Here is a 15,220-nt window from a genome sequence, read left to right as displayed (position 1 = left end):
CATGGCTTCCAGCTTCGGGAGTTATGGATCCCCGCCTTCGCGAGGATGACGATCCGAAAAGTATTTGTGTGAAGCGAACAGGTATCCAGTGCTTAACTGAGGGCCTTCGCGAGGATGACGGCCAAAGAGGTTCTCACAGCCGCCGCGAGGCAGCGCGGATCTCGTCCAGCACGGCCAGGGCGGCGGGGGAGAGCAGGGCGCCTTCGCGCAGCGTGATGCCGATCCGGCGCACCGTCCAGCCCAGCTCGACCCGCATCTCCACGAGGTCGCCCGCAGCGATCTCGTAGTGCAGCTGGTGCGGCGAGATCGCCGTCAGCATGTCGCTGCTGCGCAGCAGGCCGCGCAGCACCGCGAGGTCGCCGGTCTCCACCGAGGGCACCGGCGGCTCGACGGTGAGCTCGCGGAACGACTGGTCGATCAGGTGGCGGCCCGGCGCGCCCGGGCGCGGCAGGATCCAGCGCTGCGCCAGCAGGTCCTTCAGCGTCACCGGCGCGGTCAGCAGCGGATGGCCGGCGCGCACCACGATGCCGAGGCGGTCCTCGAACAGGCTCTCGCTGATCAGCCCGGCGCTCTTCACGTCGGCGCGCAGCGCGCCGACGATGAAGTCCACGTCGCCGTCGCGCAGGCCGGCGACCAGGACCTCGTAGGGGCTCTCCACCGTGGTGACGCGGATGTTGGGGTGGCGCTGCAGGGCGGCGGCGATGGCGGTCGGCAGCACGTAGGTGCGGCCCAGCGGCAGCGCGCCGATGGTGACGCTGCCCTGCGTGGTGCCGGCGATGGCGGCGACGTCGGACTGCATGTGGCGCAGCTCGGCGACGATGCGCTTGCCGCTCGACACGATGCGGGCGCCGACGTCGGTGGGCACCATGCCGCGCATCATGCGCTGGAACAGCGGCTGCCCCAGCGCCTCCTCGACGCGGGCCAGCGACATGCTGGCGCCGGCCTGCGACAGGCCGAGGCGGGAGGCCGCGGCGGACAGCGTGCGCAGCTCCGACACGCCGATCAGCAGCAGCAGCGCCCGGCCGTTGAGCAGCAGGCTGGTGACGGCGTTGCGTTCGACCACCCCCGTCCGCCGGCCGGTGCGGGCGACCTCGTCGAGGGTGCCGGCGACCTCCTGGGTGATGCGCAGCGCGCGGCCGCGCACCGCCTCCCCATAGGCGTTGAGCAGCATGCCGCGCGGCTTGCGCTCGAACAGGGCGACGCCGAGGCTGCGCTCCAGCTCGGCGATGGCGCGGGCGATGGCGGACGACGCCTTGAAGATCTCTTCCGAGGAGCGGGCGATGGACCCGGTCTCCGCCACCGACAGGAAGTCGCGGATGTGGCGCAGGCTGTTCTCGATCCTCTCCGGCGACGGCGCGAACTCGTTCATTCATCCCATCACAAAATGCACAGGCAACCCCAGGAAACGGCAACGCCGTAGCGGGGCCGACTGGCGGCCTTTCCGGAGCATGACGGGAATCGGTCGGAGAGGCATCACAAAATTGGGACGCTTCATCAGGGGGTGGCAACGGCGCCGGCGGCGGGGGCCGCTATAGTGGCGCTCAGCGCTTCGAACAATCGAACCGGTCAACGAACCGCAGGGCGAACGCCCCGGCCGGCAGCGCGTGAAGAAGAAATTGCACCAGCAAAGGTTCTGGAGGAAACGATGAGTGCCGCCGTCACCCTCGAAATACGCTCCTTCATCAACGGGCGCGGCATGTCCGCGCGGCAGTGGGTCCTGACGGCCCTGTGCTTCCTCATCGTGCTGACCGATGGCATGGACGTGGCCATCATGGGCTTCGTGGCGCCGGCGATCATCGGCGACTGGGAGATCTCGCGCGCCGCCTTCGGCATCGTCATGGGCGCCGCCCCCATCGGGCTGGCGGTCGGCGCCATCTTCGCCGGGTCCTCGTCGGACTGGTTCGGGCGCCGCAAGGTGCTGCTGCTGTCGGTGCTGAGCTTCGGCGTCTTCACGCTGCTGACCGCCTTCGCCCGCAACCCCACGGAAATGGCGCTGCTGCGCTTCCTGACCGGCCTCGGCCTGGGGGCGGCGATGCCGAACACCACGACGCTGCTGTCGGAGTACGTGCCGGAGCGCTCGAAGTCGTTCCTGCTGGCCGCCATGTTCACCGGGTTCAACGTCGGCTCGGCCGCCATCGGCTTCATCGCCGCCTGGCTGCTGCCGGTGCACGGCTGGCAGTCGGTGCTGTTCTTCGGCGCGGCGGTGCCGCTGGCGCTGTTCCCGCTGCTGCTGCTGGCGCTGCCGGAATCGGCGCGCTTCATGGTGGTGCGCAACGTCGCGCAGGAGAAGATCGGCGCCGTGCTGGCCCGCATCTCCGGCGCCGACCTGACCGGCTTCACCCGCTTTACCCTGCGCGAGGAGACGGTGGCGGCCAAGCAGCCGATCGCCGTGCTGTTCACCGGCGCCTACGCGCTGCGCACCATCACGCTGTGGATTACCTACTTCATGGGCCTGCTGGTCATCTACCTGACCACCAGCTGGCTGCCGACCATGATGAAGGACGCCGGCATGTCGCTGGATCGGGCGGCCAACGTGACGGCGATGTTCCAGCTGGGCGGCACCGCGGGCGCCATCCTGGTCGGGCTGGCCATGGACCGCTTCGGCGCGGTGCGTTCGATCAGCCTGTCCTACGTGCTGGGCGCCGTGGCGCTGGTGGCGCTGGGCGTCGGCGGCCTGCAGTCGGTGTGGCTGGCCGCGGTGGTCGCCGCCGTCGGCTTCTGCATGAGCGGCGCGCAGACCGGCCTGAACGCCTACGCCCCGGGCTGCTACCCGACGCAGGCCCGCGCCACGGGGGTGAGCTGGATGCTGGGCGTCGGCCGGACGGGCAGCATCCTCGGCTCCTCCATCGGCGGCGTGCTGCTGGGCTTCGGCTGGGGCTTCGAGGGGATCTTCGCGGCGCTGGCGGTGCCGGCGGTGCTCGCGGCGGCGTCGCTGTCCTTCGACGGCCCGTCCCGGCGCGAGCGTCGCCAGCTCGACGAGCAGCCGGCGGCCGCCGAGTAAACGAACCGAACAAAGAAAACAAAGGGAACACGTCATGGCACGGATCATTGGCGGCATCGCCTGCTCGCACACCCCGACCATCGGCTTCGCCGTGGACTCGGACAAGCGCAAGGACCCCGTCTGGGCGCCGATCTTCGAGGGCTTCGAGCCGGCGCGGCGCTGGCTGCAGGAGAAGAAGCCGGACGCCCTGTTCATGATCTTCAACGATCACGTGACGTCGTTCTTCTTCGACCACTACTCGGCTTTCACGCTGGGCATCGACGGCGAGTACGGCGTCGCCGACGAGGGCGGCGGTCCGCGCGACCTGCCGGCAGTCAAGGGGCACGCGGCGCTCGCCCAGCACATCGGCGCCTCGCTGATGGCCGATGAGTTCGACATGTCCTTCTTCCAGGACAAGCAGCTCGACCACGGCAGCCTGTCGCCGCTGTCGATGCTGTGCGACCGTGACGGGACCTCGTGGCCGGTTCCCATCGTGCCGCTGGCGGTCGGCGTGCTGCAGTTCCCGATCCCCTCGGCCAGGCGATGCTGGAAGCTGGGGCAGGCGCTGCGCACCGCCATCGAGAGCTACCCCGAGGACATCTCGGTCGCCATCGTTGCCACCGGCGGCCTGTCGCACCAGGTGAGCGGGGCCCGCGCCGGCTTCAACAACACCCAATGGGACAAGGACTTCCTCGACCTGTTCGAGAACGACCCGGAGGCGCTGACCCGCCTGACCATCGCCGACTACGCGGCGCTGGGCGGCGTCGAGGGGGCGGAGGTCATCATGTGGCTGATCATGCGCGGCGCTCTGTCGGCCAACGTGAAGAAGCTGCACGAATCCTATTACCTGCCGTCGATGACCGGCATCGCCGTGGCGGTGTACGAGAACCAGGATCGGCCGCTGCCGGTGGACAAGGGGGCGGAGCAGCGCGCGCACATCGGCCGCCAGCTGGCCGGCGCCGAGACGATCGACGGCATCCACCCCTTCACCCACGCGGTCAGCGTCAAGGCGTACCGGCTGAACCGGTTCCTGCACCGCCTGATCGACCCGGAGCACCGCCGCCGCTTCCTGGAGGAGCCGGAGGCCGCCTTCGCCGCCGCCGGCCTCACCGACGAGGAGAAGGACATGGTGCGCCGGCGCGACTGGGACGCGCTGATCCGCTATGGTGTCATCTTCTTCATGCTGGAGAAGCTGGGCGCGGTGGTCGGCGTGTCCAATCTTCACATCTACGCCGCCATGCGCGGCCAGACGCTGGAGGAGTTCCAGGCCACCCGCAACGCCCCCAACGCCCTCTACTCGGTGACGGGCAAGCAGGGCATGGGCAACCTCGCCTGGGACAAGAGCAAGTAACGACGAAGAAGGGGGGCAGACGCCATGATTATCGACATCCACGGTCACTACACCACCGCACCCAAGGCCCTGGAGGCGTGGCGCCAGCGGCAGATCGCCGGCCTCACCGACCCCTCGCAGGCGCCCAAGGCGTCGGAGCTGTCGATCAGCGACGCCGAGCTGATGGAGAGCATCGAGGTCAACCAGCTGGCCAAGATGCGCGAGCGCGGCTCGGACCTGACGGTGTTCTCGCCGCGGGCGAGCTTCATGGCGCACCACATCGGCGACTTCCAGACCTCCTCCACCTGGGCCGCCATCTGCAACGAGCTGTGCTTCCGCGTGTCGCAGCTGTTCCCCGACAACTTCATCGGCGCGGCCATGCTGCCGCAGTCGCCGGGCGTCGATCCGAAGACCTGCCTGCCCGAGATCGAGAAGTGCGTGAAGGAGTACGGTTTCGTCGCCATCAACCTGAACCCCGACCCGTCGGGCGGGCACTGGACGTCGCCGCCGCTCTCCGACCGCCACTGGTACCCGATCTACGAGGCCATGGTGGAGTATGACCTGCCGGCGATGGTCCACGTCTCCACCTCGTGCAACGCCTGCTTCCACACCACGGGTGCCCACTACCTGAACGCCGACACCACGGCGTTCATGCAGTGCCTGACCTCGGACCTGTTCAAGGACTTCCCAACCCTGAAGTTCATCATCCCGCACGGCGGCGGCGCGGTGCCCTACCACTGGGGCCGGTTCCGCGGACTGGCGCAGGAGATGAAGAAGCCGCAGCTGCGCGAGCATCTGCTGCACAACATCTTCTTCGACACCTGCGTCTACCATCAGCCAGGCATCGACCTGCTGACCAAGGTCATCCCGGTCGACAACATCCTGTTCGCGTCGGAGATGATCGGCGCCGTGCGCGGCATCGACCCGGAGACCGGGCACTACTACGACGACACCAAGCGCTACATCGAGGCGGCGCCGTTCCTGACCGACGAGGACCGCTTCAAGATCTACGAGGGCAACGCGCGGCGGGTCTATCCGCGGCTCGACCAGGCGCTCAAGGCGCGGGGGAAGTAGCCGCCAGTTCCCGCGCCACCTCCAGGAACGCCCGCACCACGGCCAGCCGGCGCCGCTCGCGCAGGCAGACCACGGACTCCTCCATCTCCACCCGCACCCCGTCCAGCGGCAGCAGGACGAGGCGCGGGTCGGGGGTGAACTCAGCGGCCGAGATGAAGCCGAGGCCGAGGCCGGCCGCCACCGCCTCAACCACCGCCTCGCGGCTCTCGATCTCCAGTGTGGAGGCCGGGGTCAGGCCGGCGTCGGCGAAAGCCTGCTCGACCAGCGTGCGGGTCATCGAGCCGGACTCGCGCATCACCAGCCGCTCCGCCGCCATCTCCGGCAGCGTCACCGTGCGCCGCCGCGCCAGCCGGTGGCCGCGCGGCAGCAGCGCCTTCACCGGGTCGCGGCGGAACGGCACGATGGTCAGGCGCGGGTCGCCCGGCACGCCGCCGAGCACCGCCACGTCGATCTTCGTGTCCAACAGCCCTTGCAGCAGAACCTGCGAGTTGCCGACCGACAGCGTCACCGTCGGCCCCGGGTGCTGCCTGGCGAAGGCGGCGAGCAGCGGCACGGCGTGGAACGGCCCGTCGGCGCCCACCGCCAGCGAGCCGCCCTCCAGATGCCGGACGCCGGCCAGCAATTCCAGTGCCTCCTGCTCGGCGGCGAACAGGCGGCGGGTGACGGCGAACAGCGCCTGCCCGACCTCGGTCAACGCGACGCCGCGCCGGCTGCGGTCGAACAGCAGCACGCCGTGCGCGTCCTCCAGCGCCTTCACCTCTTGCGACAGGGTCGGCTGGGTGACGTGCAGCAGGCGCGCCGCCTTGGTGAAGCCGCCCTCCGTGGCGACGGCGTGGAAGGCGCGGAGGTGGGCGGTATTGATGGACTTCATCTATGGTGCCATGGACGAAATGGGCAGTGCTTATGGTACGCCGTCCGCCACCGCCGGCCAAGCCCGCCGCTGCTGCGTTGTGGTTGCGATCGTTCCTGTCATTTGCAAGTCATGGATATTTTTTTGCCGATCCGGTAAAACCCCGCGTGCAATACTGGCTTATGCCGGAAGCGTGGCCGTGGTGTGCGGGGGAGGGCGTCGTGAGCGCGAGGAACGGGGACGGGCTTTCCGTGGAAGCCGTGGCGGCACTGGGCGCGCGGCGTCTGGCCGAGCTGCTGGTGCGGCACGCCGGGGGTGACGCGGCGCTGGCCGCCGACCTGGACATGGCGCTGCTGGCCGCCGGCCCGGCCGATCGGCTGGCCGAGGCGCTGGCGGCGGACATCCGTGCCATCGACGCCGATCGCCGCGACTGCGATACCACCGGGAGTGGCGGGCTGGCCGCGACGCTCGACCGGCTGCGCGCGGCCCTTGCCGGCGACCTGGCTCCGCGCGCGCCGCGACGGGCGGCGGAGCTGCTGGAGCGCTTCCTGCGCCTCGACGCCGGGGTGTTCGCGCGCTGTGACGATGCCGACGGGCTGATCGGCGACGTCTTCCGGCTTGCCGTGGCCGATTGCGGCCGGGCCTGGGCGGCGGTGCCGGACCGCGATCCGTGCCGCGTCGCCGAGGGGGTGTTCGAGCTGTTCGCCGAGAACGACCATGGCGTGCGCGACGACGTGGTGCCGGTGTTCCGTGACGCGCTCGGTCCGGTCGGCCTGGACGCCTTGGAGGGGCTGATCCGCCACCGTCTGGGCGCGCTGTCCGCCGATCCGGGAAGCTGGCGTGAGGCGGAACTGATCCGCGTGCTGATCGAGATCGCCGACGCGCGCGGCGACCTCGACGGCTTCATCGCCCTGCACGAGCTGGCCGGCACGGAGTCCGTCGCCGTCAACGACATCTGCGAGCGGCTGGCCGCCGCCGGCCGGCTGGAGGAAGCGCTGGAACGCACCGAGCGGGCCGAGGTTCCGGACTGGCGGCGCGGCGACATCGACCGGCTGCGCATCGGCATCCTGCACCGGCTGGGCCGGCAGGCGCAGGCGCAGGCGCAGCGCCGCGCGCTGTTCGCCCGCACGCTGTCGCCGACCGTGCTGGAGGAGTACCTGGAGGCGCTGCCGGCGGCCGAGCGCCCGGCGGCGCTGGCCGACGCGGTCGCCCTGGCGCGCGGCCACGCCGACGTGCACGGCGCGCTGGACCTGCTGGTCCGCCACGACCTCGACGCCGCCGCGGCGCTGGTGCGCGAGCGGGTGCAGGACGTCAACCCACAGCTCTACCGCGTGCTGCGGCCGGCGGCCGAGCGGCTGGCCGGGGCGCACCCGCTGGCCGCGGTGCTGCTGCGCCGCCGGCTGGCCGACGGCGTGCTCGAGCAGGGGCAGGCGGCGGCCTACGGCTACGCGGTGATGGACCTGGAGGCGGCCGAGCGGCTGTCCGGTGCGGTGGTGGACTGGGCCGGGCATCCGCCGGCCGACGCGTACCGGCGCGACCTCGCGGCGCGCCACCGCCAGAAGCGCGGGTTCTGGGAGCGCATGCGGCAGGCCGGGTTGGACTGGCGGCGCTGAGGGGCGCCGCCCCAGGTCAGGCGGTGCGGACGCGGGCGATGAAGGTGTCCACCTCCTGGCGCAGGCGTTCGGCCATGCCGGACAGGTCGCGCGCCGCGGCGAGCACCTGACCGGCCGCCGAGTCCGCCTCCGCCGCGCCCCGGCTCACGTCGCTGATGGTGCCGTTCACCATGCGGGCGCCGTGTGCCACCTCCTGGACGTTGCGGCCGATCTCGGCGGTCGCCGCGCTCTGCTCCTCGACCGCGGCGGCGATGGCGCCGGAGATGCCGTTCACGTCGGCGATGGTCTTGCCGATCCGACGGATGGCCTCGACCGCGCCGCCGGTCTGCGCCTGGATTTCCGAGACCTGGGCGGAGATGTCGTCGGTGGCCTTGGCGGTCTGGTTGGCCAGCTGCTTGACCTCGCTGGCGACCACCGCGAAGCCCTTGCCCGCCTCGCCCGCACGGGCGGCTTCGATCGTCGCGTTCAAGGCCAGCAGGTTGGTCTGGCTGGCGATGTTCTGGATCAGGCTCACCACGTCGCCGATGCGCTGGGCCGCCGTGGCGAGGCCCTCGACGGACGCGTTCGTCCGCTCCGCCTCGTCGACGGCGCCCCGGGAGATGCGCGACGCGTCGCTGACCTGCCGGCTGATCTCGCCGATGGAGCTGTTCATCTCCTCCGACGCCGCGGCGACCGTCTGCAGGTCGGTCGTCGCCTGCGCGGTCAGCGCGGCCACCGAACCGGAGGCGCGGGCGGATTCCTGCGCGATGGACGACATGCTCTGCGCGTTGGCCTGCAACTGGGTCGCGGCCGAGGACACCGCCTGGACGACGCCGCGCACGCTCGCCTCGAACTGGTCGGCCATCCGGACCATCGCCGCCTTGCGTTCCTCCTCGGCCTTCCTCTCGGCCTCGCGGGCCTCGTGTTCCAGCGTGCGCGTGCGCTCCATGTGGTCGCGGAAGACCTGCACCGCGTTGGCCATCGTCCCGATCTCGTCCCGGCGCTGCGCGCCCTCGACCCGCACGCCGAGGTCGCCGTGCGCCAGGGCCTGCATGTTGCCGGCCAGGAGCAGGATGGGGCGGCTCACCGACCGGCTGGCGAAGAGCACGACGACGGCGACCACCACCACCAGCGCCAGGGTGACGGCCACCGCCTTGGTCAGCTTGTCGTGGAAGGTCGCGTCGATGTTGTCGACATAGATGCCGGTGCCGAGCACCCAGCCCCAGCCGGCGGTCTTGCGCGCGTAGCCGATCTTCGGCGACGGAACGTCCGAGCCGGCCTTCTGCCAGACGTAGTCGACGGCCTCGCCGCCGCGCTGCGCGCCGGCGATCAGCGCCTGGATGAACAAGGTGCCCTTCGGGTCCTTGGCTTCCCAGAAGCTCTTGCCCTCGAAGTCGGGACGGGCGCCGTGGACGTGCGCGATGCCCTTCTCGTCCACGGCGAAGAAATACTCGTTGCCGGAATAGCGGATCGCGCGCAGCGCGTCCTTGGCCATCCGCTGGGCGTCCGCCAGCGGCATGGCGCCCTTGGCCGCCTGCGTCTCGAAGTTGCCGACCATGGTCACCGCGCTTTCGACGAGCGCGCGGGTCTGCGCCTTGCTGGCGTCCACCAGCGCGCCGCGCAGATCGAGAAGCAGCAGCATGGCCAGGACCGCCAAGGCGCCGACCGAGAGCAGGGGCAGAGCGAGCAGCTTGCCGCGGATGCCGGTCATCGAATTTCCCATCTCCACCCTCCAGCTCTCACGTTGCCCGTCACGCACATGAGCATACGATGGTATGCGTTCCGAGCGAATACCATAGATCGGCAAGCAATGGAGCGCCAATGTCCTTGCTGTATTGCCAAAAATATAGGTTCATCAAAGTATAAATCGTACGAGCACGTTAGGATGCCGTGCTTGTCATGCGTTTGAAGTTTTAGATGACATGCACGAAGCCGCTTCCGCATGAGCGAATCTTTCCCTTGGTGGAGGAAAGTGCTGTCGCCTGAGCGTAACGATGCCGGCGGCCGATCAACCCTTCGAAATCTTATAATTAATGTTACAGATGGTCGCCGTCGTTGAGGCGCAATTGCTTCATTCCAATAAGTAAAAATGAGAGATGCCCCGTTTCATACAGGGATATGCAAAATGAAACGGCGAGATATCGTTCGAATTCGAAAACGGTTTACCGAATCTTTGGAGTTGCCCGCCTAGCGTGACTCGCACTTGAGGGCGAAGAGTGCGCCGCTGGAGCCGGTTTATGAGGAATTATTGGACAAGATCCCCGTGTTTAATGGTTGTGCTTCTGGCGCTGCTCGCGGCCGGGTTGGCCGCTTACCTCGATTACGCAAAGTTTGCCTCGACTTTTAATAAAGAAGATTCGGTCCTTGCGTTCCAACTGGTTGCGTTGATTGCGGCAATGCTCGCGGCGGTCGGCCTGCTGGCGCGGCGGGCGCCGGCCCTCTTCGATGCGGTGGCGCGCGCACCGCTGCGCGGGCTGGCGCTGGCCGGGGCGGCGGCGGGGACGGTCACGCTTGGCGCGCTGGCGGCCATGGGCGCCGAGGCGGCGCAGCTCCTGGCCGCGGACGCCGCGGTGGTGCTGCTGGTCGTGCTGCTGCTGGCGCACGAGGCCCTGCGGCTGCTCGCCGCCCGCACGGCGGTCGCGCCGGGGGAGGGCGTGGGGAGCCTCGCCGGAATCCGCGCCGCGCTGTTCCTCTTCATGCTGGCGGAGGAGCTGTCGCGCTCCTTCCTGCCGCTCTACGTGCGCGAGCTGTACACGCCGCTGCCCGGGCTGTCCGACACGCTGGCCATGGGGCTGCCGATCGCGCTGTTCATGCTGCTGGTCGCGGTGTTCACGCCGTTCGCGGGCGTCTGGGCCGACCGCTTCGGCAGCCGGCGCACGCTGCTGTTCGGCACGCTGCCGGCGGTGGCGGGGTTCGTCGGCACGGCGGCGGCGCAGACGCTGCCCGAGCTGCTGGTCTGGCGCAGCGCCTGCGCGCTCGGCTACGCGGTGATGTTCATCGGCGCGCAGGGCTTCATCGCCCGTCACACCGGCCGGCAGGACCGGGCGCGCGGCATGGCGCAGTTCGTCGTGGCCGTGGTGGTCGCCGGGCTGTGCGGCGCGCCCGTCGGCGGCATCCTCGCCGATCATCTCGGGCCGCGCACGGTGTTCTGGGTATCGGCGGCGCTGGCGCTGGCCTCGGCGCTGGCCGCCCGGGGGCTGCTGCCGTCCGAGGCGCCGGAGCGGGCGGAGCGCGCGGTGGCGTGGCGCGACTACGCGCTGGTGCTGGCGAACCGCCGCTTCCAGGCGCTGCTGCTGCTCTCCTCGGTGCCGACCAAGGTGATGCTGACCGGCTGGCTGTTCTATCTGGTGCCGGTCCACCTGCACGACCTCGGCGCGACGCCGGCCACCATCGGCCGCACCATGATGGCGTACGGGCTGACCATCGTACTGCTCGGCCCCTGGTTGTCGCGCATGGCCGACCGCAGCGGCCGGCACGCGCTGTTCGCCGGGGCCGGCGGGCTGGTCGGCGGCGGCGGCGCGCTGGCGGTGCTGCACTCGCCCGGACCGGCGGCGGTGCTGGCCGGCGTCGCGGCGCTGGGGCTGGCGCACGCGCTCAACAACGCCACGCAGCTGGCCCTGGTGCCCGAAGTGGCGCGCGCCGAGTGCGCCCGCATCGGCCGCACCAGCGTCTTCGCCATCTACCGCCTGCTGGAGCGCGCCGGCGCCGTGCTCGGCCCGGTGATCGCCGCGGCGCTGGCCGATTGGTTCGGCGCGGTGGCGGCGCTGGGGGCGCTCGGCGTGCTCAGCCTGCTGACCTCCGCGGCGTTCTGCGCCGTGTTCGTGCGGGACGCCGCGGCGCTCCCGCAGACCGTCGGGGAGGGTGCCCCATGAGCCTCGCCCGGATCCGCCGTAAACCCACCACAGAAGCGATGACGCCCATGCACGACCATCTGGTTGCGGAGCGGACACCGCCCGTCGCGGCGCCGCACTTCGCGCCGAGCAACACCGACCGGCCCGACGCCGAGCCGATGGCCGCGCTCGCCGCCATCCTGCGGGCGCTGGGGATCGCCTCGCCCGAGCAGATGGGCTGGAAGGACTACGACAAGGTGATGCGCGCCGTCGAACCGCTGATCGGCAGCGGCCACGTGCTGCGCCACTTCGACTACACGCACCCGGCCGTGCTGCAGACCGGCACGGTGGAGCGGCTGCGCGCCGACTACACCGTCCGCCTCGCCTACACGGAGTGGGGCAGCCCGCTGCGGCCGACCCTGCTGTGCCTGGGCGGCATCGCCAACGCGGCGCGGCGCTTCGACTATCTGGCGAAGGCGCTGTCGCACCAGTACCACGTGCTGTGCCTGGACTGGGCCGGGCGCGGGCGCAGCGGCTGGCTGACCGAGCAGTCGGACTACAGCTTCGAGAGCAATGTTGCCCAGGTGATGGCGCTGATCCGCCACAAGCGGCTGGGCCGGGTGACGCTGATCGGCTCGTCGCTCGGCGGCTGCGTGGCGATGCGGGTGGCCAGCGAGGCGCCACATCTGGTGGACCGCCTGATCCTCAACGACATCGGCCCCTTCATCCCGGTGGAGAGGCGGCGGCGGCGCGCGGAATCGGTGGCTCGCCACTACGTCTTCCGCCAGCCGGCGCAGCTGTTCCGGCGCACCGGCGCCTCGCAGAAGAACGACGGGCCGGTGGACGACACGGTGCTGCTGCACAACAGCTTCCACCAGACCCGCTGGTCGGAGGAGAACGGCGGCCGCGTCTACCGCCACGACATCCGCGCGCTGCAGAGCTACCGCGACGAGGCTGGACACGACCACGACCAGTGGGACGACTGGCAGCGCATCGATTGCCCGGTGCTGGAGGTGCACGGGCTGATGACCGACGCGCTGCTGGACTCGACCATCGAGCGGATGCTCGCCAAGCCGCGGGTCGGCGTCCTGCACATCCCGCAGGTCGGCCACACGCCGACGCTCAGCGACCCGCTGCACATCGAGGCGCTGAAGGGCTGGCTGCGCGCCCCCGACGCCTGGCCGAAGGAGAGCACCGTCGGCTGGACGCCCGGCCCAGACCGCGTGCTGTTCCGCTGAGGGGGCGGGGATGAGCGAGGGCTTCCACTTCGTCCGTCACGGCCAGACGCCGGACAACCTGCTGGGCGTGCGCTGTGGCGGCGACCGCGAGGTGCCGCTGACCGCGCGCGGCCTCGCCGACGCCGAGGCGGCGGCGGAGCGCTTCGCCGCGGCGGGCCGGCCGTGCCGGCTGGTGATCGCCGGGCCGCTGGAGCGCACGACCGTGACCGGGACGGTGTTCGCCTCGGCGTTGAAGGTGCCGATGGTGACGCGCGGCTGGCTGCGCGAGCGCACGCTGGGCGCCTGGAACGGCCTGCCGATCGCCGAGACCCGCGCCTGGATCGCCGAGGGACGCACCCCGCCCGGCGGCGAGGCGGAGGCGGACTTCGCCGCCCGCGTGCTGGCCGGCGTGGCGGAGCTGGAGGCGAGCCTGGGCGACTGGCCGTTGCTGGTCGGCAGCAAGGGCGTGGCCCGTGTGCTGCTGCACCGGTTGGCCGGGCGGCCGGGCGTGGAGCTGGGGAACTGCGCGGTCGTCGGCTTCGCGCGCGCCGCGCCGGGCCGCTGGGTTGCTGAAATCCATGAAACAGAGGAACCGCGCACCGAGCGCGTGACGAGGACCGAGGAGTAGGACGATGAAGCTCAAGATCGGAATGCGGTTGCTGCTGCTGGTGTTCGGCGTGGCGCTGCTCGGCGCCGTGGCGGGAGCCAGCGTCCACCTGACGGGCATGCGCGAGGCGCTGCTCGAACAGCGCAAGGCCAAGGTGAAGGAGATGGTGGATGCCGCCAGCTCGGTCATCGCGCTGTACGGCGACCTGGAGAAGCAGGGCAAGCTGACGCGCGAGCAGGCGCAGGACCAGGCCCGCACCGCCGTGCGCGCCATGCGCTACGGCGACGGGGAGTACTTCTTCGTCTACGACTTCCAGGGGTTGCTGCTCGTGCACGGCCTGCGGCCGCAGCTCGAGGGCAAGAACTTCCTGGACCGCGAGGACCCCTACAAGGTCCGCTACAACGTCCTGATGACCGAGGCGGCGCGCAAGGGTGGCGGCTTCGTCGCCTACCACTACGCCCGCAGCGACGGCGCCACGCCGTCGCCGAAGATCGCCTACGCCACCGGCCACCAGCCCTGGCAGTGGATGATCGGCACCGGCCTCTACACCGACGACGTGGACGAGGAGTTCCGCGCCCGCGCCGCGCGCGAGCTGCTGTTCACCGTGCTGGTGCTGGCGGTCAGCGTCGGCGTCGGCGTGTGGGTGGCGCGCGGGCTGTCGGGGCCGCTGCTGCAGCTGCGCGACGTGCTGGGCCGCATCGGCAGCGGCGACTACGCGGTGGACGTGCCGCACGCCGGGCGCCCGGACGAGATTGGCGACATCGCCCGCACCGTCCGCGGCCTCGCCGCCACGCTGGCGTCGGCGCGCGACACCGCGGAGAACCTTGAGCACGAGCGGACATCCCGCGACCAGCAGCGCGAGCGCCTGTCCGCCCGCGCCACCCAGTTCGCCCGCGCCATGGACGAGGTGGTCGCCGGCCTGAGCAGCGCCGCGACCTCGCTGCATGGCCGCTCCGCCACTCTGGCCGGCGACGCCGCCGCCGCGACCGAGCAGGCGCACGCCGCCGCCGGCGCGGCGCAGGGCGCCTCGATCAGCGTCGAGACCGCGGCGCAGGCCAGCGAGGAGCTGCGCAGCTCCATCGCCGCGATCAGCCGTCAGGTGGAGAGCGCCGCGCAGACCGCCGCCCGCGCGGTGACCGAGACCGCCAACACCACCGGCATCGTCTCCGGCCTCGTCTCCGCGGCCGAGCAGATCGGCGCGGTGGTCGAGCTGATCAACTCCATCGCCGGGCAGACCAACCTGCTGGCCCTCAACGCCACCATCGAAGCCGCCCGTGCCGGCGAAGCGGGCAAGGGCTTCGCCGTGGTGGCCTCGGAGGTCAAGTCGCTGGCCAACCAGACGGCGAAGGCGACCGAAGACATCCAGGCGCAGGTCGGCGCCATCCGCGCGGCCACCGGCAACGCCATCGGCGCCATCGAGGGCATCGCGGCGCTGATCAAGAGCCTGAGCGGGCTGAACGGCGAGGTCGCCTCGGCGGTGCAGCAGCAGGAGGCGGCGACCCACCAGATCTTCGCCAGCGCCCGCGCGGCGGCTGACAACTCGCGCCGCGTCACCAGCAGCGTCGAGGCGCTGTCGACCACCGTGTCGACCACCAGCGCACAGATGCGGGAGGTGACCAGCGGCGCGGAGAGCGTGTCCAACCAGTCCGAGCGCCTGAAGGACGAGGTGCGCCGCTTCGTGGCGGAGGTCAGCGCGGGGTGATGGGTGGGGCGCGCGGGCACATCGCGCGCCCTGCTCTG

General features: G+C 70.8%; 11 protein-coding genes. 8 read left to right on the top strand and 3 right to left on the bottom strand.

Annotated elements, in window-relative coordinates; genetic code table 11:
- Window positions 1-133: 133 nt before the first annotated feature.
- Window positions 134-1,369 carry a LysR family transcriptional regulator gene (locus TSO221_RS15770; RefSeq protein ID WP_109119464.1) on the bottom strand — a complete coding sequence of 412 codons (1,236 nt, stop codon included), beginning with the start codon at window positions 1,367-1,369 and terminating at the stop codon, window positions 134-136.
- Window positions 1,370-1,645: 276 nt separating this feature from the next.
- Here TSO221_RS15770 and TSO221_RS15765 point away from each other — a divergent pair, with 276 nt between their 5' ends.
- The 3 genes from TSO221_RS15765 to TSO221_RS15755 are packed head-to-tail and all read left to right on the top strand — an operon-like array spanning window position 1,646 to window position 5,384.
- A complete protein-coding gene (locus TSO221_RS15765) occupies window positions 1,646-3,001 on the top strand; it encodes an aromatic acid/H+ symport family MFS transporter (RefSeq protein WP_109119463.1) in 1,356 nt (451 codons plus the stop codon).
- Window positions 3,002-3,035: 34 nt separating this feature from the next.
- Window positions 3,036-4,331 carry a gallate dioxygenase gene (locus TSO221_RS15760; protein WP_109119462.1) on the top strand — a complete coding sequence of 432 codons (1,296 nt, stop codon included), beginning with the start codon at window positions 3,036-3,038 and terminating at the stop codon, window positions 4,329-4,331.
- A 24-nt stretch (window positions 4,332-4,355) separates the two neighbouring features.
- Complete coding sequence (locus TSO221_RS15755) at window positions 4,356-5,384, top strand: amidohydrolase family protein (protein WP_109119461.1); 1,029 nt, start codon at window positions 4,356-4,358, stop codon at window positions 5,382-5,384.
- On the opposite strand, the gene TSO221_RS15750 is transcribed toward TSO221_RS15755, so the two are convergent.
- On the bottom strand, window positions 5,365-6,255 hold the full coding sequence (locus TSO221_RS15750) for a LysR substrate-binding domain-containing protein (RefSeq protein ID WP_109119460.1): 891 nt from the start codon (window positions 6,253-6,255) through the stop codon (window positions 5,365-5,367). The two genes, TSO221_RS15755 and TSO221_RS15750, sit on opposite strands and share 20 nt — an antisense overlap.
- Before the next feature lie 200 nt (window positions 6,256-6,455).
- Here TSO221_RS15750 and TSO221_RS15745 point away from each other — a divergent pair, with 200 nt between their 5' ends.
- Window positions 6,456-7,847, top strand: coding sequence for a DUF6880 family protein (locus tag TSO221_RS15745; protein WP_146208822.1), 1,392 nt, complete (start codon window positions 6,456-6,458; stop codon window positions 7,845-7,847).
- 16 nt (window positions 7,848-7,863) lie between these two features.
- On the opposite strand, the gene TSO221_RS15740 is transcribed toward TSO221_RS15745, so the two are convergent.
- Window positions 7,864-9,549 carry a cache domain-containing protein gene (locus tag TSO221_RS15740; protein ID WP_109119458.1) on the bottom strand — a complete coding sequence of 562 codons (1,686 nt, stop codon included), beginning with the start codon at window positions 9,547-9,549 and terminating at the stop codon, window positions 7,864-7,866.
- Window positions 9,550-10,222: 673 nt separating this feature from the next.
- Between TSO221_RS15740 and TSO221_RS15735 the strand changes: the two genes are divergently transcribed.
- From TSO221_RS15735 to TSO221_RS15720, 4 genes are read left to right on the top strand one after another with little or no spacing between them, the layout of a single operon-like run.
- On the top strand, window positions 10,223-11,698 hold the full coding sequence (locus TSO221_RS15735) for an MFS transporter (protein ID WP_247878074.1): 1,476 nt from the start codon (window positions 10,223-10,225) through the stop codon (window positions 11,696-11,698).
- The gene (locus TSO221_RS15730) at window positions 11,695-12,894 is read left to right on the top strand and encodes an alpha/beta hydrolase (RefSeq protein ID WP_247878073.1); all 1,200 of its coding nucleotides are present in this window, start codon (window positions 11,695-11,697) and stop codon (window positions 12,892-12,894) included. Before TSO221_RS15735 ends, TSO221_RS15730 begins: the two co-directional genes overlap by 4 nt.
- 10 nt (window positions 12,895-12,904) lie before the next feature.
- Entirely contained in the window at window positions 12,905-13,501 is a 597-nt protein-coding gene (locus tag TSO221_RS15725; RefSeq protein WP_109119456.1) for a histidine phosphatase family protein, read from the top strand.
- Between the two features lie 4 nt (window positions 13,502-13,505).
- Window positions 13,506-15,182, top strand: a complete 1,677-nt coding sequence (locus TSO221_RS15720) for a methyl-accepting chemotaxis protein (protein WP_109119455.1) — start codon at window positions 13,506-13,508, stop codon at window positions 15,180-15,182.
- Window positions 15,183-15,220 lie beyond the last annotated feature (38 nt).

The organism is Azospirillum sp. TSO22-1 (assembly GCF_003116015.1).
Lineage (GTDB): Bacteria > Pseudomonadota > Alphaproteobacteria > Azospirillales > Azospirillaceae > Azospirillum.
Note: the sequence above shows the minus strand (reverse complement) of the source record. Positions and strands in the feature narration are given on the sequence as shown.

Bases quoted from the DNA above. Each gene is read 5' to 3' on its own strand.
- TSO221_RS15770 (WP_109119464.1), bottom strand. From the start codon at position 1,369: ATGAACGAGTTCGCGCCGTCGCCGGAGAGGATCGAGAACAGCCTGCGC.
- TSO221_RS15765 (WP_109119463.1), top strand. From the start codon at position 1,646: ATGAGTGCCGCCGTCACCCTCGAAATACGCTCCTTCATCAACGGGCGC.
- TSO221_RS15760 (WP_109119462.1), top strand. From the start codon at position 3,036: ATGGCACGGATCATTGGCGGCATCGCCTGCTCGCACACCCCGACCATC.
- TSO221_RS15755 (WP_109119461.1), top strand. From the start codon at position 4,356: ATGATTATCGACATCCACGGTCACTACACCACCGCACCCAAGGCCCTG.
- TSO221_RS15750 (WP_109119460.1), bottom strand. From the start codon at position 6,255: ATGAAGTCCATCAATACCGCCCACCTCCGCGCCTTCCACGCCGTCGCC.
- TSO221_RS15740 (WP_109119458.1), bottom strand. From the start codon at position 9,549: ATGGGAAATTCGATGACCGGCATCCGCGGCAAGCTGCTCGCTCTGCCC.
- TSO221_RS15735 (WP_247878074.1), top strand. From the start codon at position 10,223: ATGCTCGCGGCGGTCGGCCTGCTGGCGCGGCGGGCGCCGGCCCTCTTC.
- TSO221_RS15730 (WP_247878073.1), top strand. From the start codon at position 11,695: ATGAGCCTCGCCCGGATCCGCCGTAAACCCACCACAGAAGCGATGACG.
- TSO221_RS15725 (WP_109119456.1), top strand. From the start codon at position 12,905: ATGAGCGAGGGCTTCCACTTCGTCCGTCACGGCCAGACGCCGGACAAC.
- TSO221_RS15720 (WP_109119455.1), top strand. From the start codon at position 13,506: ATGAAGCTCAAGATCGGAATGCGGTTGCTGCTGCTGGTGTTCGGCGTG.